This is a genomic window from Aquibium carbonis (genome assembly GCF_003970795.1).
Lineage (GTDB): Bacteria > Pseudomonadota > Alphaproteobacteria > Rhizobiales > Rhizobiaceae > Aquibium > Aquibium carbonis.
Window position 1 is genome coordinate 1 of the sequence record NZ_RWKW01000029.1, and the last position, 21,784, is coordinate 21,784.

Here is a 21,784-nt window from a genome sequence, read left to right on the forward strand (position 1 = left end):
CCCCTCACCCGCGAGGCCTTCGCGCCCTTCGGCGACGTGATCGAGACCGAAGGCGCGCGCCACTATCCGATCAATGGCGGGAAGTGCGAACGCTACCACGATCTGGCGACGGTCGAGGCGAAAGGCGAAAACGCCCGCGTGCTCGTCTCGATCTTCAAGGGCACGCCCTATCCCTTCCCGCTCGAGCTGACGCTGGTCGAGCGCCACCCGCTCGGCAGCCAGGCCTTCATGCCGCTGACGCCCGCGCCCTTCCTCGTCGTCGTCTGCCCCGATGGGCCGGGCGGCGGCCCCGGCACGCCGCGCGCCTTCGTGACCCGCCCGGGCCAGGGCGTGAACTATCCGGCCGGCCGCTGGCACGCCGTGCTGACGCCGATCGGCGCGCCGCAGGACTTTCTCGTGGTCGACCGCGGCGGCGACGGAAACAACCTCGAGGAACATGTCTTCGAGGAGCCCTGGATCGTCACCCTTCCCGAAGGAACCCGCGCATGACCGACGCAGCCCTGCTCGACCGCCTGCTCGACGTGATCGAGAAGGACGTGGTGCCGATGACGAGGGCCGGCGTGGAGAAGGGCAACAAGCTCTTCGGCGCCGCGATCCTCAACAAGGCCGATGGATCGCTGGTGCTGGCCGAGACCAACAACGAGCTGGAAAACCCGCTCTGGCATGGCGAGGTGCACGCGCTGAAGCGGTTCTACGAATTGCCGAAGGAGAAGCGGCCGCCGACCGGCGACTGCATCTTCATCGCCACCCACGAACCCTGCTCGCTCTGCCTGTCGGCCATCACCTGGACCGGCTTCGACAATTTCTACTACCTGTTCAGCCACGAGGATTCGCGCGACGCCTTCGCCATTCCGCACGACCTGAAGATCCTGAAGGCGGTATTCACGCTGGAACCGGGCGGCTATGCTGCGGAGAACGAGTTCTGGAAGAGCTATTCGATCCGAAAGCTCGCCGCCGCCCTGCCCGATGCGGACAGGGCGCGCATCGAGGCCCGCATCGCAGCCATCGCGAAGACCTATGACGAACTGTCCGCGATCTACCAGGACGGCAAGGACGCCAACGACATCCCGCTGAACTGACGGGGCATCGCGTCAGCGCTTATTCGCCCTCTCGTAGACCTCGGATCGGTCACGCTTGCCGATGGCGATCACCAGCACGACCAGCCTATGGTCCTCCACGGCGTAGACGAGGCGATATCCGGCGCTCCTCAGCTTGATCTTGTACCGGTTTGCACTGCCGTGAAGCCGCGCCGCCGGGACATGAGGGTTTTCACAGCGCTCTTTCAGCTTCTTACGCAACTGTTCGCGCACGGTGGCGCCAAGCGACTTCCATTCCTTGAGAGCCGACTCCAGGAATTCGACCTCATATCTCATCGAGATCGACCGGAATCCGCGTCTCGCCTTTTCGCGCATCGGCGATGGCGTTGAGTTCGAGATCCTCGAGGCGATCCATCATCGCTTCGAAGGCTTCCGCCGGGACGCAATAGAAGGCCGGCCGATTATGGTTGAGGATTGCCACCGCCTCGCCCTCCCCAGCCGCCACCGTCCCCATCGGATTGCGCTTCAGTTCGGAGACGCTGGCCGTCACCCGCGAAAGGACGCTATGAGGCATGGTACGAACTCCAGTGTTATGAATGGATCGTTATTTAGCACCAAATTCCGCGTTTATCCAGTCACCTCTGTTCCGGCTCACGCCGCAATCGCCAATGTCCTCGTCGCGCTGGCGCATTGCGTGGGGAAATCCCCCATGGCTGACTGCGGCCAGCAAAGAGGGCCCCCATGAAGATCGTCACCGAATTTCCCCGCAAGGTCGTCGAGCACCCCGATCTCGGCATCGTCATGCCCGACGGCTGCCGCCTGTCGGTGCGCGCCTGGATTCCCAAGGACGCCGAGGCAGACCCGGTGCCGGTCATCCTCGAGCACCTGCCCTACCGCAAGCGCGACGGCACGATCGCACGCGACAACCTCACCCACCCCTATTTCGCCGGCCACGGCTATGCCTGCCTGCGCGTCGACATGCGCGGCAACGGCGATTCCGAAGGGCTGATGGAGGACGAGTACTCCGAGCAGGAATTGCAGGACGCCTGCGACGTGATCGCCTGGGCCGCAAGCCAGCCCTGGTGCAACGGCCGCGTGGGGATGATGGGCATTTCCTGGGGCGGCTTCAATGCGTTGCAGGTGGCGGCCATGCAGCCCGAGGCGCTGAAGGCGATCATCACGCTCTGCTCCACCGACGACCGCTATGCCGACGACATCCACTACAAGGGCGGGCTGCTGCTCAACGAGAACCAGGGCTGGGGCGCCACGATGCTCGCCTACTCGTCGCGGTCGCCCGACCCGGCGATCGTCGGCGACCGCTGGCGCGACATGTGGCTCGACCGGCTGGAGCACGAACCTTTCCTGCCCGCGCTCTGGCTGTCGCACCAGCACCGCGACGCCTACTGGAAGCGCGGCTCGGTCTGCGAGGATTTTTCCAGGATCAAGGCGGCGACGCTGGCCATCGGCGGCTGGGGCGACGCCTACAAGAATGCCGTGTCGCGCCTCGTGACCGGCATCACCAACGCGCCGGCCAAGGGCATCGTCGGCCCCTGGATCCACAAATATCCGCACTTCGCGGTGCCGAAGCCGGCGATCGGCTTCCTGCAGGAGGCGCTGCGCTGGTGGGACCGCTGGCTGAAGGACGCCGACACCGGCGTGGAGGACGATCCGGCCATGCGGGTCTACCTGATGGATTCGGTGCCGCCGCGGGACTGGTACGAGGAGCGCCCCGGCCGCTGGATCGCCGAGCGCGACTGGCCGTCATCCACCATCGGTAAGCAGACACTGACGCTCATGCCCGGCGGCGTGCTGGCGAAGAGCGATGCGGCGGCGCTCGACCTCGCCATCGCGTCGCCGCAGGATTGCGGCATGGCGGGCGGCGAGTATTGCGCCATCTGGCTCGGCCCGGAACTGCCGGGCGACCAGCGCGTGGACGACGCGAAATCGGCCTGCTTCGACCAGGCCCCGCTGGAAGCCGATCTCGACATCGTCGGCGGCCCGGTGCTGCGCATGAAGATTGCCGCGGACAGGCCGGTGGCGATGGTCGCCGTGCGCCTCTGCGACGTGCAGCCGGACGGCGCCTCCACCCGCATCACCTATGGCGTCATGAACCTGTGCCACCGCGCCTCGCGCGAGTTCCCGCAGCCGGTGGCTCCCGGCGAGATCATGGAGGTGGCGCTGCGCCTCGACGACGTGGCCTATTCGGTCAAGCCGGGACACCGGTTGCGGGTCGCGATCTCGTCCACCTACTGGCCGCTGGTGTGGCCCTCGCCCGAACCGGTGACGCTGACCCTGCACAAGGCCGCGCTCGACCTGCCGGTTCGTGCGTCCGGGGAGACGGCCGACGAGTGGCGCTTTAAGGAGCCCGAGGGCGCGCCGCGCTGGCGCATCGAAAACCTGCGCAAGGCGACGAACCGGCGCGAGGTGACGCGGGACGCCTCGACCGGGCTGGTGACCCTCGACATCCTCGACGATTTCGGCGAGGACCGCGACCTCGAGCATGGCCTGGAGAACGGCACGATCGCCCGCGAGACATGGACGATCGATCCCGCCGATCCCCTGTCGGCCATGGGCCAGACCCACTGGACCGAGACGCTCGGACGGGGCGACTGGCGGGTGCGGACCGAGACCCGAACGAGCATGCGATCGGACGCCGAGCACTTCCACCTCGAAGGACGAATCGAGGCTTTCGAGGGGCAAAGGGTTGTGTTCTCCAGACAATTCAGCAATAAAATCAAGCGCGACCTGATCTGATCGCGTCACCGCCCATTCAATTGCGACACGCCGTTTACGCCACGGAATGTCGCTTTCGGTCTTGCCGCCGGGGTTCCCTTGACGGCAATATCCTTGTCACACAGAGCCCAATACAATGGGCCAGGGGCAACCGTTTCAAAATGAGGAGCAATCCATGTCGAAAGAACTCGAATTCCTGAGCCGTCACGTGGCGTCAGGCCGCCTGAGCCGCCGTGATTTCCTCGGTCGCGCCGCGGCGCTCGGGATCACCGCGCCCTTCGCCAACATGCTCCTGTCCAGCGCCGCGCAGGCGCAGGCGCCCGTCCGCGGCGGCATCCTCAAGGCCGGCCTGCAGGGCGGCGAGGCGACCAACAGCCTCGACCCCGCGACCTTCCTCAGCCAGGTGCCGTTCAACTTCGCCAAGTGCTGGGGCGAGTATCTCGTGCAGCTGGCGCCGGGCGGGCTCGAGAACCGCCTCGCCGAGGAAATCGGTTCGTCCGACGACGCCAAGGTCTGGACCTTCAAGATCCGCCAGGACGTCGAGTTCCACAATGGCAAGACCGTCACCGCCGAAGACGTGATGGCGACGCTGGAGCGCCACTCCAACGAGGATTCGAAGTCCGGCGCGCTGGGCATCATGCGCGGCATCGAATCCATGAAGGTCGACGGCCGCGACGTGGTCATCACCCTGAAGGAGCCGAACGCCGACCTTCCCTACCTGATGGCCGACTATCACCTGATCATCCAGCCGAACGGCGGCAAGGACGCGCCGGACGCCGGCATCTCAGCCGGGTCCTACAAGGTGGCCGTCAACGAGCCGGGCGTCCGCTACGTCGGCGAGCGCTTCGCCAACTACTGGCAGCCGGACAAGGAAGGCTTCGCCGACCAGGTCGAGATCATCGTCGTCAACGATCCGACCGCCCGCACGTCGGCCCTGCAGGGCGGCCAGGTGCACATGATCAACCGCGTCGAGCCGAAGATCGTCGACCTGATCAAGCGCGTGCCGGGCGTCGAGATCAAGACGGTGTCCGGCCCCGGCCACTACGTCTTCATCATGCACTGCAACACCGCGCCGTTCGACAATGTCGACCTGCGCATGGCGCTGAAGCTCGCCATGGACCGCGAGGAGATGGTCGACAAGATCCTGCGCGGCTACGGCACCGTGGGCAACGACTTCCCGATCAACTCGTCCTACCCGCTGTTTGCCGACGACATCGAGCAGCGCGCCTACGATCCCGACAAGGCGGCCTTCCACTACAAGAAGTCCGGCCATGACGGCCCGGTGCTGCTGCGCACGTCGGAAGTGGCCTTCCCGGGCGCCGTCGACGCCGCCCAGCTCTACCAGCAGACCTGCGCCAAGGCCGGCATCACCATCGAGGTGAAGCGCGAGCCGGGCGATGGCTACTGGTCGGAAGTGTGGAACAAGCAGCCCTTCTCGACCTCCTACTGGGGCGGCCGTCCGACGCAGGACCAGATGTACTCGACCGCCTATCTGTCGAGCGCCGACTGGAACGACACCCGCTTCTTCAACGAGAAGTTCGACAAGCTGCTCATCGAGGCGCGCGCCGAACTGGACCAGGACAAGCGCAAGAATCTCTATCGCGAGATGTCGATCATCGTCCGCGACGAGGGCGGCCTGATCCTGCCGATGTTCAACCAGTACATCGACGCCATCAGCGACAAGGTCGGCGGCTATGGCGACGGCGTGAACCACGAACTGATGGACGGCTACGCGCTCGCCCGATGCTGGGTGAAGGCCTGATACGGTTCGACGAGCCGTGTCACCCATCCTGACCCTGATCGCCCAGCGCATCGCGCTGGGCGTTCTCCTCCTCTTCGCCGTGTCGGTGCTGATCTTCGCCGGCACGCAGATCCTTCCCGGCGACGTCGCGCAGTCCATCCTCGGACAATCCGCCACGCCCGAGGCGCTGGCCAACCTGCGCCGCGAGCTCGGCCTCAACGATCCCGCGATCGTGCGCTATTTCTCCTGGCTCGGCGGCGTGCTGACCGGCGACCTGGGAACCGCCCTGACCACGCGCCAGCCCATCGCCTCCACGCTGATGCCGCGCCTGTGGAACACGCTGTTTCTCGCCTTCTGGGCCGCCATCGTGTCGGTTCCGCTCGCCGTCATTCTCGGCCTTCTGGCGGTGCGCTACCGCAACGGCCCGATCGACAAGGCGATCTCGGGCTTCGCGCTGGCCTCGACCTCGCTGCCGGAATTCTTCATCGGCTACCTGCTGATCTTCTTCGTCGCCGTGCAGATGCAGTGGTTCCCGTCGATCTCGACCGTCTATGCCGGCATGCCGCTGGCCGACAAGCTGAACGCCATCGTGCTGCCGGCCACCGTGCTGGTGCTGGTCGTCCTCGCCCACATGATGCGCATGACCCGGGCCGCGATCCTCAACGTGATGCAGTCGGCCTATATCGAGACGGCGGAGCTCAAGGGCCTGTCGAGCTTCGACATCATCCGCAAGCACGCCTTCCCGAACGCCATCGCGCCGATCGTCAACGTCATCATGCTCAACCTCGCCTTCCTGATCGTCGGCGTGGTCGTGGTGGAGGTGATCTTCGTCTATCCGGGCATGGGCCAGTATCTGGTCGACCACGTCTCCAAGCGCGACGTGCCGGTCGTGCAGGCGGTCGGCCTCATCTTCGCCGCCGTCTACATCGGCCTGAACATCATCGCCGATATCGCAGCCATCCTGGCCAATCCACGCCTGAGGCATCCGAAGTGAGGGGACATCGATGCCTGACCTGAAAACCATCCCGATCGGGGCGGCCATCGGCCTGTTCCTGACGGTCGTGCTCGTGTTTTCCGCCGTCTTCGCGCAGGTCCTCGCGCCCTACGGCCTGAGCCAGATCGTCGGCGACGTCTGGGAACCGATGAGCGCCGAGCACTGGCTCGGCACCGACAATCTCGGGCGCGATCTCCTGTCGCGCATGCTCTATGGCGCCCAGACGACGATGCTGATCGCCGGGCTCGCCACCGCCCTGTCCTTCTCGCTGGGCGCGATCCTGGGCTTCACGGCAGCGGTCATCGGCGGCTGGTTCGACATGATCCTGTCGCGTCTCGTCGATCTCCTGATGTCGATCCCGACGCTGATCTTCGGCCTCGTCGTCCTGTCGGTGCTGCCGTCCACGGTGCTGACCCTGATCCTGGTGATGGGCATCCTGGACTCCACCCGCGTCTACCGCCTGTCGCGCGCGGTGGCCGTCGACATCAACGTCATGGACTTCGTCGAGGCGGCCAAGCTGCGCGGCGAAGGCCGCGGCTGGATCATCTTCCGCGAGATCCTGCCGAACGCGCTGTCGCCGCTGGTCTCCGAACTCGGCCTGCGCTTCATCTTCGCCGTGCTGTTCCTCTCGGCGCTGTCCTTCCTCGGCCTCGGCGTCCAGCCGCCGGAGGCCGACTGGGGCGGCATGGTGCGCGAGAACAAGGAAGGCATCGTGTTCGGAATTCCCGCGGCGCTGATACCGGCCGCGGCGATCGCGGTGCTCGCCATCTCCGTCAACCTCGTCGCCGACTGGATCCTCAACCGCACCACCAGCCTGAAGGGAGGCCGCGGCAATGGCTAAGGCGCCCGCATCGGCCCAGGGTGTCGGGAAAACCCCCGACAAGCTGCTCGAGATCCGCGACCTGAAGATCGAGGCGACGGTCTATCCGCCCGGCGAAGCGCCGAAGGACATCGTCATCGTCGACGGTGTTTCGCTCACGCTCGAGCGCGGCAAGGTGCTCGGCCTGATCGGCGAATCGGGCGCCGGCAAGTCGACCATCGGCCTGTCGGCCATGGGCTATGGCCGCGGCGGCGTGCGCATCACCGGCGGCCAGGTGATCATCAACGGGCGCGACATCCTGAAGAGCGGCATCGGCGGCCTGCGCAAGCTGCGCGGCAAGGAAGTCTGCTACGTCGCCCAATCGGCGGCGGCGGCCTTCAACCCGGCCCACAAGCTGATGGACCAGGTGGTGGAAGCCGCCATGCTGCACGGCGTGGCGAACCGCGCCGAGGCGGAAAAGCGGGCGGTGGCGCTGTTCAAGAAGCTCAGCCTGCCCAACCCGGAGGTGATCGGCAACCGGTATCCGCACCAGGTTTCCGGCGGCCAGCTGCAGCGGGTCATGACCGCCATGGCGCTGTGCTCCGAGCCGGACCTGATCGTCTTCGACGAGCCCACCACGGCGCTCGACGTGACCACGCAGATCGACGTGCTTGCCGCGATCAAGGACGCGATCCGCGACACCGGCGTCGCCGCGCTCTACATCACCCATGATCTGGCCGTCGTCGCCCAGGTGTCGGACGAGATCATGGTGCTGCGGCACGGCAAGCTCGTCGAATGGGGCGACACGCACCAGATCATCCGCGAACCGCGCAAGGACTACACCAACCAGCTGGTGTCGGTGCACCGCATCGAGCACGAGGAAAAGACGCCCGGCGACAAGCCGCTGCTGTCGGTCAAGAACGTGACGGCTGCCTATGGCGGCGGCGTGGTGGACGTGTTGAAGAACGTCACGGTCGACATCCATCCGGGCCAGACGCTCGCCGTCGTCGGCGAATCCGGCTCGGGCAAGTCGACGCTGGCGCGCGCGATCACCGGCCTCTTGCCGCCGCGCGAAGGCTCCATCACCTTCGATGGCCGCACCTTGCCGGCGAAGCTGGCCGACCGGACGAAGAACGACCTGCGCGAACTGCAGATGATCTACCAGATGGCCGACGTCGCGATGAATCCGCGCCAGACGGTGGGCACCATCATCGGGAGGCCGCTCGAATTCTACTTCGGCATGCGCGGCGCCGAGCGCGACCGGCGCGTGGCGGAGCTTCTCGAAGAGATCGAGATGGGCAAGGGCTTCCTCGACCGCTATCCGGCCGAGCTGTCCGGCGGCCAGAAGCAGCGCGTCTGCATCGCCCGCGCGCTGGCGGCCAAGCCCCGGCTCATCATCTGCGACGAGGTGACGTCGGCGCTCGACCCGCTGGTGGCCAACGGCATCCTGAAGCTGCTTTTGAACCTCCAGGCGGTCGAGAACGTCGCCTATCTCTTCATCACCCACGACATCGCCACCGTGCGTTCCATCGCCGACTCGATTGCCGTCATGTATCGCGGCGCGGTGGTTCGCTACGGCTCCAAGAGCCAGGTGCTCAGCCCGCCCTTCGACGCCTACACCGACCTCTTGCTGTCGTCGGTGCCCGAGATGGAGGTGGGCTGGCTGGAGAAGGCGATCAAGGGCCGGCGGATGGAAGCGGCGGGGAACTGAGGCGCGGGGCGGATTGGCCGGAGGTATCGTGTCTGGTATTCTGTTCCCATGAACAAGCGCACCACCATATCGCTGGATACGCCTTACAGCGAATTCGTCGAGCAGCAGGTCGAGGAAGGACGATATGCCTCGGCCAACGAGGTCGTGCAGGAAGGCCTGAAGCTGCTTGAAGAGAGGGAAGCCCATATCGAGGCCGTTCGCGCGGCGCTCATCGAGGGCGAGGAGAGTGGATTGCCTCAGCCGTTCGATCTGCAGGAATTCCTCGCAGAGATGCACCGCACACACGCGAAATGAGCCGCTTCACGGTTTCGCCTGCCGCACGATCCGATCTCCGTGATATCTGGGTCTACTCGGCCGAAACCTGGAGTACTGACCAAGCTGATCGCTACGTGACGATGATCGAGGATTGCTTCGGGCGTTTGGCCTCGCGTGACGTGTCAGGTCGATCCGCGAGCCAGTATAGACATGGCTATATGCGGCTTGCGATCGGTTCGCACTTCATCTTCTACAAGTCGGCTGCTGACGGCACCATCGAGGTGATGCGCGTCCTTCACCAGCGTATGAATCACTCGTCCCATCTCAAGGACTGACCACTCCATGCAGCGCAAACTCCTCCTCATCATCCTCGACGGCGTGCCGTGGCGCAACTGGCGCCGGCTGTTCGGCAATCTGGAAGGCTGGGTGCAATCCGGCGAGGCGCGGGTGTGGAAGATGCGCGCGGTGCTGCCCTCCACCTCGGCCTGCTGCTATGCGTCGATCCACACCGGCGTGTCGCCGCAAGTGCACGGCATCCTGTCGAACGAGGTCCGCTTCCGCGTGTCGCAGCCCGACATCTTCTCGGAAGTGACGAAGGCCGGCGGCAAGACCGGCGCGGTGACGCATTCCTACTGGTCGGAATTCTTCCGCAGCCATCCCTTCGACCTGGTCGAGGACATGGAGTATGACGAGCCGGCCGGGCCGATCACCCATGGCCGCTTCCACACCATGACCGGCTATGGCCACGACAACCAGATGACGCCGTCGGACGTCGACCTTTTCGCCACGCTGACCATGCTCGCGAAGCGCCACGGCATCGACTACGGCATCCTGCACACCTGCACGCTGGATTCGATGGGCCACCGCTTCGGCCACGACAACACGCCGATGGACCATGCCTGCGCGGTGGCCGACGCCATGCTGGCGGCCTTCCTGCCGAAATGGCGCGCCGCCGGCTACGAGGTGATGGTGACGGCCGACCACGGCCAGACCGACCGCGGCCATCATGGCGGCCGCGAAGACCTGCAGCAGGACTTTGCGCTGTACTATTTCGGCGACGGCCAGGGCCCGGCGGAGGACACGCTGCTCGACCAGCTCCAGCTCGCCCCCACCATCCTCACGCGGCTGGGCGTGCCCGTGCCGGAAACGATGAAGGCAAAGCCGTTCCTCTCGTGAGGGTGACGGCGGGTCGCGGCGGCGACCGGCCGCGCGATCCAGACCGTCACGCGGCCTGCTCCGCACCCTCCGCGCCGCTTGTCGTGACCGTCCTGAGCAGGATCGCGGCAGCCACGGCGGCCGCGAGCAGTCCGCCGGCGCCGAGCAGCGCCGCGAACTCGAAGGCCTGCGCATAGGCGGACCGCGCGGCGACCGTCAGGCCTTCTCCGGCATCGCCCAGGACCAGGGCTTCGGCGACCGCGCCGCCGATCGTGTCGCGCGCCCGCTCGGCGACGTCCGGCGCAATGCCGTCGGGTACGGAGATCGTCCGGCGATAGATCGCCGTGACGACGCTGCCGAGCACCGCGATGCCCAGGGCGCCGCCCAGCTCGGAACTCGTCTCGGCAAGACCGGCGGCCGAGCCCGCCCGCTCCGGCGGCACCGTGCCGATGATGAGATCGGTCGCAAGCGTGAAGACCGGTCCGAGCCCGAGCGACAGAAGCACGTAGCCGAGAATGATGAGGGCCAGGGACTGGGTCTCCGCCGACAGCGCGATGACGAGAAAGCCGGCCGCCGCGAGGGCGTAGCCCGACGCCATGACGAAGGCCGGGCGCGCCCGGGCAAGCAATGCTGGCGCCAGCATGGAGCCGGCGATGAAACCGAGCGCCGACGGCGCCGAAAAGATGCCCGCCATGAAGGGCGAGAGCCCGAGCACCAGCTGAAGATACTGCGCCGTGAGCAGGAAGATGCCGAAGGCGGCGAAGAAACCAAGCATGTTGACGGCCAGCGAGGCGCTGAAGGCGGCGGAGGAAAACAGCGACAGATCGACCAGCGGGTCGGCCATGCGGCGCTGCCTCCACAGGAAGGCCAGGGCGACCAGAACGCCGAACGCGATCACCACGGGCGCCGCAAAGCCCGCCTCGCCTTCCGCGATGCGCTTGACGCCGTAGATCACCGACAGCACGGCAACCAGCGACATCGCGGCGCTGACGAGATCGAGCCGCCCGGCCTGCGGGTCGCGATACTCGGGCAGAAGAAGCGGCGCCAGGACGACGAGCAGCACCATGACCGGCACCGCGATGAGGAAGACGGAGCCCCACCAGAACCAGGTGAGCAGGATGCCCCCGACCAGCGGCCCGATGGCGGCGCCGGCCGAGAAGCTGGAGATCCAGATGCCGATGGCGACGGTGCGCTCCGCCGGATCGAGGAACATGTTGCGGATGAGCGACAGCGTCGACGGCGCGAGAGTGGCGGCCGCAAGCCCGAGCAGCGCGCGGGCCGCGATCAGCATGCCGGCGCTGGTGGAGAAGGCGGCCAGGACGGACGCCGCCCCGAACCCCACCGCGCCGATGACGAGCAGCTTGCGACGGCCGATCCGGTCGCCCAGCGTGCCCATGGTGATGAGAGCGCCCGCCACCATGAAGCCGTAGATGTCGACGATCCAGAGAAGCTGCGAGGCGCTCGGCTTCAGATCCGCCGTGAGCTGGGGAACGGCGAGGTTCAGGACGGTGAGGTCCATCGAGTAGAGCAGGCACGGCAGCGCGATGACGGCGAGGCCGATCCATTCGCGTCGCGTCGCCCTGGGAGGGGTGGGGTGGTGGTCAATTGCGGGGTTCGGTGTCATCGTGTCGCCTTCCGGTCTGGCCGTCGCAGGCGCGCCGGCAATGCGCGACCGCGACCGACGGATTGAACGTCGCCGGGAGGGCTGCATGCCGGCAGACACGCGCGCCCTCGCCATGCGCCGGACACTAGACGGACGCCCCTGACAGCCTGCCGTCAGGAGCCGCGCGGAGGCGCGATGGACGCGTGCCGCGCGGACGAGCGGCACGAAAGGAAATCGTGAGGCGGCGCTACTTGCCCATGACCAGCGCCCAGTAGCGCCGGCCTTCGGCGTCGGCGGCCGAGGCGAGGCCGTAGCGGGAGAAGCGCGGGTCGAGCATGTTCTTGCGGTGCGGCGGGCTGTCGACCCACATCTGGAACACCTTGGCGACCGCCATCCGGCCGTGGGCGATGTTTTCCGCCGCCGGCCCCTCGACGCCGTTCTGGCGCATGCGGGTGGAGAAGTCGCGGCCGCGCCCGGTCGTGTGCACCATGCGGCCCGTCTCGGCCATGTAGCGCGCCTGCTGCATGGCCGCCTTTTCCAGCGCCGGATCGGGCCTTGCGGCGGACAGGCCGGCCGAGCTGCGCACGTAGCCGTAGACCTCCTGGGCGCTCGCCGAGGCGCCGACGCTCGCGGTGTCGATCGACGGGTTGAGCGACATCACGCTGCACCCGGCGGGTAGCGCGACAAGCGCGATCAAGGCTGCGTGGCGAAGAAAGGGGACCATGGGCGTCCTGTCAGGTTCGGGGGCATGCGCCGATGGTGCTGCCGTTGCCGCAGGATTGCGTCAATCCTCGGGCAGGGCCGCGACATCCGAAGACGTGCGAGCGTCGCCTCGCTCAGTAGGGCCACGCGCCCTTTGCCAGCGACGCCGTCGCCGCCACGATCCGCGCGAAGCTTTGCCGCGCGCGCTCGACGGAATGCCGCGCCCGCAGATAGCCATGCACCAGCCCCGCCTCCTCGAACGAGACGGCCTTGCCGCCCGCGGCGAGGATGCGGTCGCGATAGGCTTCGCCGTCGGACGACAGGGGATCGCACTGCGCCGTGACCACCACCGTCGGCGGCAGGCCGGAACAGTCGGTGTCGAACAGCGGCGCGAAGGAGACGTCGCCTGTGATGTCGGCGCCGCCGGCGCGGATGTCGCGGTAGAAGTCGATGTCGCGCACCGACAGCATCGGCGCCTCGGCATGGGTGACGTAGGAGCCTCTCGTCTGGTCGCCGCCGAGGCCCGGATAGATGAGCACCTGGCCGATCGCCGCGCGCGGGTGGCCGCGCGTGTGGTGCGCCACGGCCGCCGCGAGGTTGCCCCCGGCCGAATCGCCGGCCAGCAGGATCGGCAGGGCCTGGCCGTCCGCCGCCCAACGAAAGGCCGCCATCGCATCGTCGAAGGCGGCCGGATGCACGTGTTCGGGACACAGCCGGTAGTCGACGGAGACGACCGTGCAGCCGGAGCCCTTCGCCAGCTCCGCGCAGACGTCGTCATGGCTCTCCAGCCCGCCGACGACGAAGCCGCCGCCGTGGAAATAGAGCACGAGCGCGGCCGGCGCGGCAGCGGTCGGCGTATAGATGCGGATGGGGATGGAATGCGTCGCGGTGCCGATCGCCGTCGTCTCCACCGCGATGCCGTCGGGATGGCCCGCGTGGAACTCGCGGCACATCCGGTCGTAGATCGCCCGCTGGCCGTCGATCGTCGCGTCGATCGTGTCGGGCGGGTAGAACGAATTGGTCCGTTCGATGAAGGCCCAGGTCTCGGCGTCGATGAGTTTGGTGTAGTCTGTCATTTCGGTGCTCTCTCGGAAGAGCCGCGTTCCTTCGCGCCCCCCTCTGGCCTGCCGGCCATCTCCCCCACGAGGGGGGAGATCGGCCGTCGCGGCCGTCTTCGCCTATCGCCATTGATGCAAAGGGAGCGCTGTCGCCCGAGCTGCGGTTCTCCCCCCTCGTGGGGGAGATGGCCGGCAGGCCAGAGGGGGGCGCCGTAGGGCTCGACCAGGGCTCCCATCCCTACTTCCCCTTCCACACCGGGTCGCGCTTCTCGGCGAAAGCGCGGAACCCTTCCATGTTGTCCTCCGACGCATAGAGCGCGTCGACGGTGCGGAACTTGCGCTTGGTGATCCAGTTCATCGCCTCCTGGAAGCCCATCGCCTCGGCCTCGCGCGCGACCTCCTTGATGGCGGCGAAGACGAGCGGCGGGCCGCCGGCGAGCAGGCGGGCGACCTCCCAGACGCGGTCCTCCAGCCTGTCGGCCGGCAGCACCTCGTTGACGAGGCCCCAGCGATGCGCCTCGGCCACGTCCATCCAGCGGCCGGTGAGCAGGAGGTCCATCGCCACGTGATAGGGCATGCGCTTCGGCAGCTTGACGGTGGCCGCATCGGCCAGCGTGCCGGCGCGGATCTCCGGCAGCGCGAAGGAGGAGTGGTCCGACGCGTAGATGAGGTCGCAGGACAGCGCCAGCTCGAAACCGCCGCCCACCGCCATGCCGTTGACGCAGGCGATCACCGGCTTGTTCATGTCGATCAGCTCCTGCAGCCCGGCAAAGCCGCCGACGCCGTAGTCGCCGTCGACCGCATCGCCGCCGGCCGCCGCCTTCAGGTCCCAGCCGGCGCAGAAGAACCTGTCGCCCGCGGTCTTGACGATCGCGACCCTGAGCGCCGGATCGTCGCGAAAGGCCTTGAAGGTCTCGCCCATCAGCCGCGACGTGGCGAGGTCGATGGCGTTGGCCTTCGGCCTGTCGAGCGTGATTTCCAGGATCGCGCCCTCGGTGCGGGTGGTGATGACGTCAGTCATGGTGTCCTCCTTGCCTTGTTCGCCGGAATGGTTCGCGCTCAGGCGTCATTCGACACCACCATCAGCGCATCCGCCACCCAAGCGCCATGCCCTTCGGCGCAGACGATCAGCGGGTTGACCTCGAGCTCTTCCAGGCCGTTCGCATGCGACAGGGCGAAATCGGCAATGCCGAGGATCGCCGCCACCGCAGCGCCGACGTCCGCCTTTGGTCGTCCGCGAAAACCGTCGAGCAGCGGAAACAGCTTGAGCGAGCGCAGCGCCGCCTCGACGTCCTCGCGCGAGGACGGCAGCAGAAGCGTGGCCGAATCCTTCATGAGTTCCACCATGACCCCGCCGGAACCGATCGTCATGACCGGCCCGAACAGCGGATCGCGGGTGACGCCGACGATGAGTTCGCCGATGCCGCCCGTCACCATGCGCTCGACATGGAGGCCGGTGCCCAGTCCGGCCATGGATTGGGCGGCCGTGCGCACGGCGGCCGCGTCGCGAAGGTTGAGCTTGACGGCGCCCGCTTCCGACTTGTGCGCGAGGCCCAGCGCCTTCACCGCGACCGGGAAGCCGAGCGCCTCGGCTGCCCGCACCGCCCCGTCGGCGGTCTGCGCACGTCGTCCGGCGGGGACGGGCAGGCCGGCGGCGGCGAGCAGCGCCTTGGCGGCGGCTTCATCGGGCTGGGTATTGGGGTATCGTTTTGCCGGCGCCCCCTCCACCACTTCGTGGTCCCCCTCCCCCGTGAACGGGGGAGGATTCAGGTCGCGGCCGCCACCGCCGCTGGATCCTCCCCTGCAAAGCGGGGGAGGGGGACCATGCGAAGCATGGTGGAGGGGGCGTTCGGCCGAAGCAGGTGATTGCCTGTTTGTGGGATCATGCGGCAGCCGCCCCCACGCCGCCCCGACCATCGCCGCCGCCTCGGCCGCATCCACCGCCTCGGCGATGCCGCAGACCGGCACGATGCCGCGCCGCAGCAGCTCTTCGGCGTGGCTTTCGGGCAGGTTCTCGCCCATGGAGGCGACGATCGCGCCGCGCGCGCCGTTCGCCTTCAGCGCCTTCTCGAAGGCGTTGACCGTCGGCCACCAGTCGGCATCCGAGCAGCGGTCGGTGCGCGGGAAGTCCAGCACCAAGAGGTTCAGGTCGAAGCCGCCGGAGACCATGGCGGAGAACGCGGCGGTCAGCGCGTCCTCCTTGCCCCAGATGTAGGTGTTGTAGTCGAGCGGATTGGCGACCGCGACCAGCGGCCCGAGCGCGGCCTCGACGCGCGCGCGGTGCGCGGCCGCCAGCGCCGGGAAATGCACGCGGCGGCCCACCACCGTGTCGGCCATCACCGAGGCCTCGCCGCCCGAACAGCTCATCGAGGAGAGCCTGCCGCCCGGCAGCGGGCCGATGGCGTGCAGGAGCTTCAGCGTCTCCAGGAAGGCGGGGATCGTGTCGACGCGGGGAATGCCGAGCCGTTTCAGGAACGCATCCGATGCCGCATCGGAACCCGCCAGCGAGGCGGTGTGCGAGATCGTGGCCGCCCGCGCCTGTTCCGAGCGCCCCACCTTCATGGCGACGATCGGCTTCTTCAGTTCGCGCGCACGCGCGGCCAGCCGCTCGAAGCCGGCGACGGAATCGAAGCCCTCGATGTGCAGGCCGAGGCTGGAGACACGCTCGTCCTCGATCAGGCCCAGCGCCATGTCCGACAGGCCGGTCTGCGCCTGGTTGCCGGCCGTCATCAGGAAGGCGAGCGGCAGGCCGCGGGTCTGCATGGTGAGGTTGCAGGCGATGTTGGACGACTGGGTGATGATCGCCGCGCCCTTTTCGCCCGGCGCCAGTCGCCGCCCGCCCTGCTGGTCGGGCCAGAGCAGCGCGCCATCGGCATAGTTGATCAGGCCGTAGCAGTTCGGCCCGATCACCGGCATGTCGCCGGCCGCCTCGATCAGCGCCGCCTGCAAGCCCTCGCCCTCGGCATCATAGGCGCCCGTCTCCTTGAAGCCGGCGGCAAAGCAGATCGCCCCGCCCGCGCCCATGGCGCGCAGGTCTCGGACCACCTCGATGGTGAGGTTGCGATTGACGCCGATGAAGGTCGCGTCGGGCGCCGACGGCAGGTCGGCGAGGCTCCTGTAGGCCCGGACGCCGGCCACCTCGTCGCGGGTCGGATGGACCGGCCAGATGTCGCCGGCAAAGTTCATCTTGAGGCTCTGCTTCACCACGTTGGGCGCGAAGAAGCCGCCGCCGATCACGGCGATGGAGCGCGGGCGCAGCAGGCGGGCGAGGTCGCGAGGCTGGTCGGTCATGGGGTCACGCCCGGTTGTGGACTGTCTGCGGGATGGCTGGCCGACACGAGACGGTCGATCTCGGCCGCATAGTCGGTGACGGCGGCGGCGCCCTTGGGGCTCAGCCCGTAGACACCCTTGGCGTCCCCGCGTTCGAACCAGCCATAATGATTGTCGGCCATCAGCCGGCGCGCATGCGGCACGCCCGTCCCCTTGGCGACAGCCGCCGCCTTGGTCGGCCCCTGCCCGGCAAGCAGACGCAGGCACTTGAGCGCTTCCTGCCGGTAGGCGGTGACGAGGTTGCGCCGCGTCATGCCGCCGGTGTTGGGGTCGCCGACGAGCCTGGCGAATTCCTTGAGCAGCCGCGCCCTGCGCGGCTTCGACGGGCGCGGCCGGTAGGGCTCCGGGTCGCAGTGGATTTCGACGAAACCGTCGGAGAGCGTCACCGTGATCAGCCCGAGCCCCAGCCGTCGGCAGAGCTTGCGGTTTTCGACCAGCGCCTTCAGCCAAGCGCGCCCCGACCCGCGCGGCACCGCGACATAGACCGCATCCGTCAGCGCCTGCCGGTCGATCGCCTGGTGGAACAGCGACAAGGAGAAGCCGGCCTTCAGCTCCACGATCACCGGCTCGTCGTCGCCCGCGCGCAGCGCCACGACGTCGGCCGCGCCCACCTCGCCCTTGACCGTGTAGCCCTGCCCCTCGAGCAGGCGCTTGACGGGCAAGTAGAGGTCGGCCTCGCGGACGCGGGATGGGGCGGTCATGTGGAAGGCCCGCGCGCGTCATCTCGTTGGCATCGGGCTCGACGTCCGACAGGTTTGCGCCCGGCGAGCCCCCAGCCCTTACCCCTCCCCACAAGGAGGAGGGGGGACGCGAGACGTTTCCGCCTCCCTTGTGGGGAGGGGTAAGGGGTGGGGGTTGTTCCGGCCGGAACCGGGGCTACCGGCGCACCAGCCATGGACCTGCCGCCCATCATCCCCCAACCGCCCTGAGCAGCGCGCGAGAGATGATGTGGCGCTGGATTTCGGATGTGCCTTCCCAGATGCGCTCGACACGCGCGTCGCGCCAGATGCGCTCCAGCGGCAGGTCGTCCATCAGGCCCATGCCGCCATGGATCTGGATCGCCTCGTCGGCGACGAAGGCGAGCATCTCGGTCGCCTTCAGCTTGGCCATGGCCATGTCCTCGTCGGTGACCGTGCCGGCATCGTATTTCCAGCCGGCCTCGAAGGTGAGCAGGTTTGCCGCCTTCAGTTCCGTCGCCATGTCGGCGAGCTTGAACGAGACGCCCTGGAACTTGCCGATTGGCTGGCCGAACTGCTCGCGCTGCGCGGCATAGTCGATCGCGTGGCCCAGCGCGCGCTCGGCCCGGCCGAGGCAGGTTGCGGCCACCTGCAGGCGGGTGGCGCCGAGCCAGGAGTTCGCCACCTCGAAGCCGCGATGCACCTCGCCCAGCACCTGTTCGGCCGGCAGGCGGCAGTCGTCGAATTCCAGCACCGCATTGGTGTAGCCGCGATGCGAGACGTTGCGGTAGCCGTCGCGAACGGCAAAGCCCGGCGTGCCCTTGCCGACGAAGAAGGCGGTGATCTTCTTGCGCTTGCCGCGCGGGGTCTCTTCCTCGCCCGAGGCCATGAAGACGATGGCGAAACCGGCGATGTCGGCATGGGAAATGAAGTGCTTGGTGCCGTTGAGCACCCAGTCGGTCCCGTCCTGCACGGCGGTCGCCTTCATGCCGCGCAGGTCCGATCCCGCGCCGGGCTCGGTCATGGCCAGGCAGTCCCAGGTCTCGCCGCGAATGCAGGGGTAGAGATACTTCTCCTTCTGCTCGTCCGTGCCGGCGAGCAGGATGTTCGACGGCCGCGCCACGCAGGTCCAGTGCAGGGCATAGTTCGCTCGACCGAGTTCCTTCTCGTAGAGCAGCCAGGTCGGCGTATCGAGCCCGGCGCCGCCCACCGCCTCGGGCATGTTGGCGGCATAGAGCCCCGCCGCCATCGCCTTCCGCTGGAGCTCGCGGACCAGGTCCATCTCCAGCCGGCCGGTGCGCTCCACCTCGCGCTCATGCGGGTAGAGCTCGTTTTCCACGAAGGCGCGGGTGGTCTCGACGATGAGTTTCTGTTCGTCGGTCAGGCCGAAATGCATGGGTAGACCTCCATCGTCCAGGCAGGTGCACCCCCCTCTGGCCTGCCGGCCATCTCCCCCTCAAGGGGGGAGATCGGGTGGCGCCCAGACTTTCGCCAATCGCCTCCGTCGCGAATGTGGCGCGTACATCCGAGCCGCCAATCTCCCCCCTTGAGGGGGAGATGCCCGGCTGGGCAGAGGGGGGTCTCGACGCGCATCGCCATCACTTCTTCTTCGCCTTCGCGGACTCCGCCTTCTTCGGCTTGCCCGCCTTCGCCTTTTCGGCCGCCTTCGACACTTTCTTGCTGGCCGCCTTGCCGAGGCGCTTCACATAGGCATTGTGCAGTTCGCCCGCGCCCCAGCCCTTGCCCTTCTCGGCCTTGGCCAGCGCTTCCATGATGCCGATCAGGTTCTCGTCGCGGATCCGCTCGAGCTCGCGGATCGACCACTGGCCGGACTGCGCGTCGGACTGCGTGGCGACCATGTCGACCAGCTCGTCGTTGAACTCCGGCACGTCCATCAGCTTGGTCCAGGGCCAGGCGAGCGCCGGACCGAACTGGGCCATGAAATGGCGCATGCCGGCCTCGCCACCGGCGATGCGGTAGGTCTGGAACATGCCCATCTGCGCCCAGCGCAGGCCGAAGCCGTAGCGCATGATGTCGTCGAGTTCCTCGACCGTGCAGATGCCGTCCTTGATCAGCCAGAGCGCCTCGCGCCAGGCCGCTTCCAGAAGGCGGTTGCCGACGAAGGCGTCGATCTCCTTGTTGATGACGACGCACTTCATCCCGATGGAGGTGTAGACCGCGCGCGCGCGCTCGACGAAAGCCTTGCTCGTCTTCTCGCCCGGCACGATCTCGTTGATCGGCAGCAGGTAGACCGGGTTGAACGGGTGGGCGACGAGGAAGCGCTCGGGATGGGCCATGTCCCGGGCCATGTCGGTCGCCTTGAAGCCGGAGGTGGACGAGCCGATCAGCGCGTCCGCCGGGGCCGCCGCCTCGATCTCGGCCAGCGTCTTCAGCTTCACGTCGAGCCGCTCCGGCACGCTTTCCTGGATGAAGTCGGCGCCCTTCACCGCCTCGGCGATCGAGCCGGCAAAACGCACCTTGCCTTCCTTGGGCAGGCCCTTCACCGCCATGCGGGCATAGGCGCGGCGGGCATTCGCCATCACCTCGTCGACCTTTCGGCTCGCCTCGGGATGCGGGTCGTAGACGGAGACGTCGATGCCGTTCAGCGCCAGCCGGGCGATCCACCCGCCGCCGATGACGCCCCCGCCGATGCACGCTGCCTTGCTGATGGTCATGGCATGTCCCCTCATGCGGCCAGCGGCGCGCGCTTCGTCAGCCCGAGCTTCTGGCGCACCTCGGCGGGGCCGATCACCCGCGCGCCCATGTTCTCGATGATCGTCACGGCACGCTCCACCAGCTGCGCGTTGGTGGCGAGCACGCCCTTGTCCAGCCACAGGTTATCTTCCAGTCCAACGCGCACGTTGCCACCGGCGAGCACGGCGGCCGCCACATAGGCCATCTGGTTGCGGCCGAGCGCGAAGGCCGACCAGGTCCAGTCGGACGGGACGTTGTTGACCATCGCCATGAAGGTGTTGAGATCGTCGGGCGCGCCCCATGGCACGCCCATGCACAGCTGCACCAGCGCCTGGGGGGCGAGCGTGCCCTCTTCCACCAGTTGCCTGGCGAACCAGAGATGGCCGGTGTCGAAGGCCTCGATCTCCGGCTTCACGCCCATGGCCGTCATCATCCCGCCCATGGCGCGCAGCATGCCGGGCGTGTTGGTCATCACATAGTCGGCCTCGGCGAAATTCATCGTGCCGCAGTCGAGCGTGCAGATTTCCGGCAGGCACTGGCGCACATGCTCGACACGGTTCGAAGCGCCGCCCATGTCGGTGCCCTGCTCCTTGAGCGGCAGCGGGTTTTCCACGTCGCCGAACACCATGTCGCCGCCCATGCCGGCGGTGAGGTTCAGGACCACGTCGACCTCGGCATCGCGAATGCGCTCGGTCACCTCGCGGTAGAGCGCGACGTCGCGGCGCGGCTTGCCGGTCTCCGGATCGCGGACATGGCAGTGGACGACGGCGGCACCCGCCTTCGCCGCCGCAATCGCCGAGTCGGCGATCTGCTGCGGCGAGCGCGGCACGTGCGGCGATCGGTCCTGCGTGCCGCCGGACCCGGTGACGGCGCAGGTGATGAAGACCTCGCGGTTCATGGAAAGCGGCATCGAGTTCCTCCGGTTCGCTGTCGTGGGGAGCATCCCCCGCCTTGCAAGCCTTCGCTTCACGATTTACGAATTTCATTTGATGAAAAACGAAGTCGCTTCGATCTTCCGCGCCGAGCGCTCGCCGCTGACGCTGACCGTGCTGGTCTTTTCGGGCGCGTCGATCATGTGCGTCGCCTCGGCGATCGATCCGCTGCGCGCCGCCAATCGCGTGGCGGGCGAAACGCTTTTCGACTGGACGATCGTCTCGGCCGACGGCCAGCCGGCGATCACGACGTCGGGCCTGCCCGTCGCGGTGTCCGGCCGTTTCGACCAAGCAGGCCGGGCCGACGTTTTCGGCCGCCGACATCGCGATGAGCTTTCCGGTCGAGGCGGGGTTGACCCGCAT

21 protein-coding genes and 1 pseudogene are annotated in these 21,784 nt (G+C 67.6%); 11 read left to right on the forward strand and 11 right to left on the reverse strand.

Annotated features, from left to right (window positions below; translation table 11 throughout):
- Together EJC49_RS07890 and EJC49_RS07895 are read left to right on the forward strand one after the other, a co-directional pair.
- A partial coding sequence (locus EJC49_RS07890; protein WP_126699016.1) for an ureidoglycolate lyase occupies positions 1-489 on the forward strand: 489 nt, incomplete at its 5' end.
- Entirely contained in the window at positions 486-1,079 is a 594-nt protein-coding gene (locus tag EJC49_RS07895) for a nucleoside deaminase (protein ID WP_126699018.1), read from the forward strand. The genes EJC49_RS07890 and EJC49_RS07895, both read left to right, overlap by 4 nt.
- A 12-nt stretch (positions 1,080-1,091) precedes the next feature.
- On the opposite strand, the gene EJC49_RS07900 is transcribed toward EJC49_RS07895, so the two are convergent.
- Together EJC49_RS07900 and EJC49_RS07905 are read right to left on the reverse strand one after the other, a co-directional pair.
- Positions 1,092-1,373, reverse strand: a complete 282-nt coding sequence (locus EJC49_RS07900) for a type II toxin-antitoxin system RelE family toxin (protein WP_126699020.1) — start codon at positions 1,371-1,373, stop codon at positions 1,092-1,094.
- Positions 1,363-1,611, reverse strand: coding sequence for a type II toxin-antitoxin system Phd/YefM family antitoxin (locus EJC49_RS07905; protein WP_126699022.1), 249 nt, complete (start codon positions 1,609-1,611; stop codon positions 1,363-1,365). Before EJC49_RS07905 ends, EJC49_RS07900 begins: the two co-directional genes overlap by 11 nt.
- Before the next feature lie 167 nt (positions 1,612-1,778).
- Between EJC49_RS07905 and EJC49_RS07910 the strand changes: the two genes are divergently transcribed.
- The 8 genes from EJC49_RS07910 (at position 1,779) to EJC49_RS07945 (ending at position 10,446) form a co-directional block, all read left to right on the forward strand.
- Positions 1,779-3,791: a CocE/NonD family hydrolase gene (locus tag EJC49_RS07910; RefSeq protein ID WP_126699024.1), complete on the forward strand. Its 2,013-nt coding sequence runs from the start codon at positions 1,779-1,781 to the stop codon at positions 3,789-3,791.
- A 154-nt stretch (positions 3,792-3,945) separates the two neighbouring features.
- Entirely contained in the window at positions 3,946-5,532 is a 1,587-nt protein-coding gene (locus EJC49_RS07915) for an ABC transporter substrate-binding protein (RefSeq protein ID WP_126699026.1), read from the forward strand.
- Positions 5,533-5,548: 16 nt separating this feature from the next.
- A complete protein-coding gene (locus EJC49_RS07920) occupies positions 5,549-6,505 on the forward strand; it encodes an ABC transporter permease (protein ID WP_126699028.1) in 957 nt (318 codons plus the stop codon).
- Between the two features lie 10 nt (positions 6,506-6,515).
- Entirely contained in the window at positions 6,516-7,346 is an 831-nt protein-coding gene (locus tag EJC49_RS07925; RefSeq protein ID WP_126699030.1) for an ABC transporter permease, read from the forward strand.
- Complete coding sequence (locus tag EJC49_RS07930) at positions 7,339-9,015, forward strand: ABC transporter ATP-binding protein (RefSeq protein ID WP_126699032.1); 1,677 nt, start codon at positions 7,339-7,341, stop codon at positions 9,013-9,015. Before EJC49_RS07925 ends, EJC49_RS07930 begins: the two co-directional genes overlap by 8 nt.
- A 48-nt stretch (positions 9,016-9,063) precedes the next feature.
- Positions 9,064-9,309, forward strand: coding sequence for a type II toxin-antitoxin system ParD family antitoxin (locus EJC49_RS07935; RefSeq protein WP_126699034.1), 246 nt, complete (start codon positions 9,064-9,066; stop codon positions 9,307-9,309).
- Complete coding sequence (locus EJC49_RS07940; RefSeq protein WP_126699036.1) at positions 9,306-9,605, forward strand: type II toxin-antitoxin system RelE/ParE family toxin; 300 nt, start codon at positions 9,306-9,308, stop codon at positions 9,603-9,605. The genes EJC49_RS07935 and EJC49_RS07940 overlap by 4 nt, the downstream gene beginning before the upstream one ends.
- Before the next feature lie 7 nt (positions 9,606-9,612).
- Positions 9,613-10,446 (forward strand): alkaline phosphatase family protein, encoded by an 834-nt coding sequence (locus tag EJC49_RS07945; RefSeq protein ID WP_126699038.1) that lies wholly within the window; start codon positions 9,613-9,615, stop codon positions 10,444-10,446.
- 46 nt (positions 10,447-10,492) lie between these two features.
- Here the strand turns inward: EJC49_RS07945 and EJC49_RS07950 are convergent, their stop codons facing one another.
- The 9 genes from EJC49_RS07950 to bcoG all read right to left on the reverse strand — a co-directional run bounded on the left by EJC49_RS07950 (position 10,493) and on the right by bcoG (position 21,399).
- The gene (locus tag EJC49_RS07950) at positions 10,493-12,049 is read right to left on the reverse strand and encodes an MFS transporter (RefSeq protein WP_126699040.1); all 1,557 of its coding nucleotides are present in this window, start codon (positions 12,047-12,049) and stop codon (positions 10,493-10,495) included.
- A 226-nt stretch (positions 12,050-12,275) separates the two neighbouring features.
- Positions 12,276-12,752 (reverse strand): CAP domain-containing protein, encoded by a 477-nt coding sequence (locus EJC49_RS07955; RefSeq protein WP_126699042.1) that lies wholly within the window; start codon positions 12,750-12,752, stop codon positions 12,276-12,278.
- Positions 12,753-12,864: 112 nt separating this feature from the next.
- Complete coding sequence (locus EJC49_RS07960; protein WP_126699044.1) at positions 12,865-13,806, reverse strand: alpha/beta hydrolase fold domain-containing protein; 942 nt, start codon at positions 13,804-13,806, stop codon at positions 12,865-12,867.
- 220 nt (positions 13,807-14,026) lie between these two features.
- Complete coding sequence (locus EJC49_RS07965) at positions 14,027-14,809, reverse strand: carnitinyl-CoA dehydratase (protein ID WP_126699046.1); 783 nt, start codon at positions 14,807-14,809, stop codon at positions 14,027-14,029.
- A 38-nt stretch (positions 14,810-14,847) separates the two neighbouring features.
- The gene (locus EJC49_RS07970) at positions 14,848-17,079 is read right to left on the reverse strand and encodes an acetate--CoA ligase family protein (RefSeq protein WP_126699048.1); all 2,232 of its coding nucleotides are present in this window, start codon (positions 17,077-17,079) and stop codon (positions 14,848-14,850) included.
- Positions 17,076-17,819, reverse strand: a complete 744-nt coding sequence (locus EJC49_RS07975; protein ID WP_126699050.1) for a DUF2161 domain-containing phosphodiesterase — start codon at positions 17,817-17,819, stop codon at positions 17,076-17,078. Before EJC49_RS07975 ends, EJC49_RS07970 begins: the two co-directional genes overlap by 4 nt.
- A gap of 208 nt (positions 17,820-18,027) precedes the next feature.
- Positions 18,028-19,191, reverse strand: a complete 1,164-nt coding sequence (locus EJC49_RS07980; RefSeq protein ID WP_126699052.1) for an acyl-CoA dehydrogenase family protein — start codon at positions 19,189-19,191, stop codon at positions 18,028-18,030.
- 202 nt (positions 19,192-19,393) lie between these two features.
- Positions 19,394-20,470: a 3-hydroxyacyl-CoA dehydrogenase NAD-binding domain-containing protein gene (locus EJC49_RS07990; protein WP_126699054.1), complete on the reverse strand. Its 1,077-nt coding sequence runs from the start codon at positions 20,468-20,470 to the stop codon at positions 19,394-19,396.
- A gap of 11 nt (positions 20,471-20,481) precedes the next feature.
- Positions 20,482-21,399 carry a 3-dehydrocarnitine:acetyl-CoA trimethylamine transferase BcoG gene (gene bcoG / locus EJC49_RS07995; RefSeq protein ID WP_126699056.1) on the reverse strand — a complete coding sequence of 306 codons (918 nt, stop codon included), beginning with the start codon at positions 21,397-21,399 and terminating at the stop codon, positions 20,482-20,484.
- A gap of 76 nt (positions 21,400-21,475) precedes the next feature.
- Here bcoG and EJC49_RS08000 point away from each other — a divergent pair.
- Positions 21,476-21,784: pseudogene (locus EJC49_RS08000) on the forward strand (hypothetical protein); the annotation flags it as partial.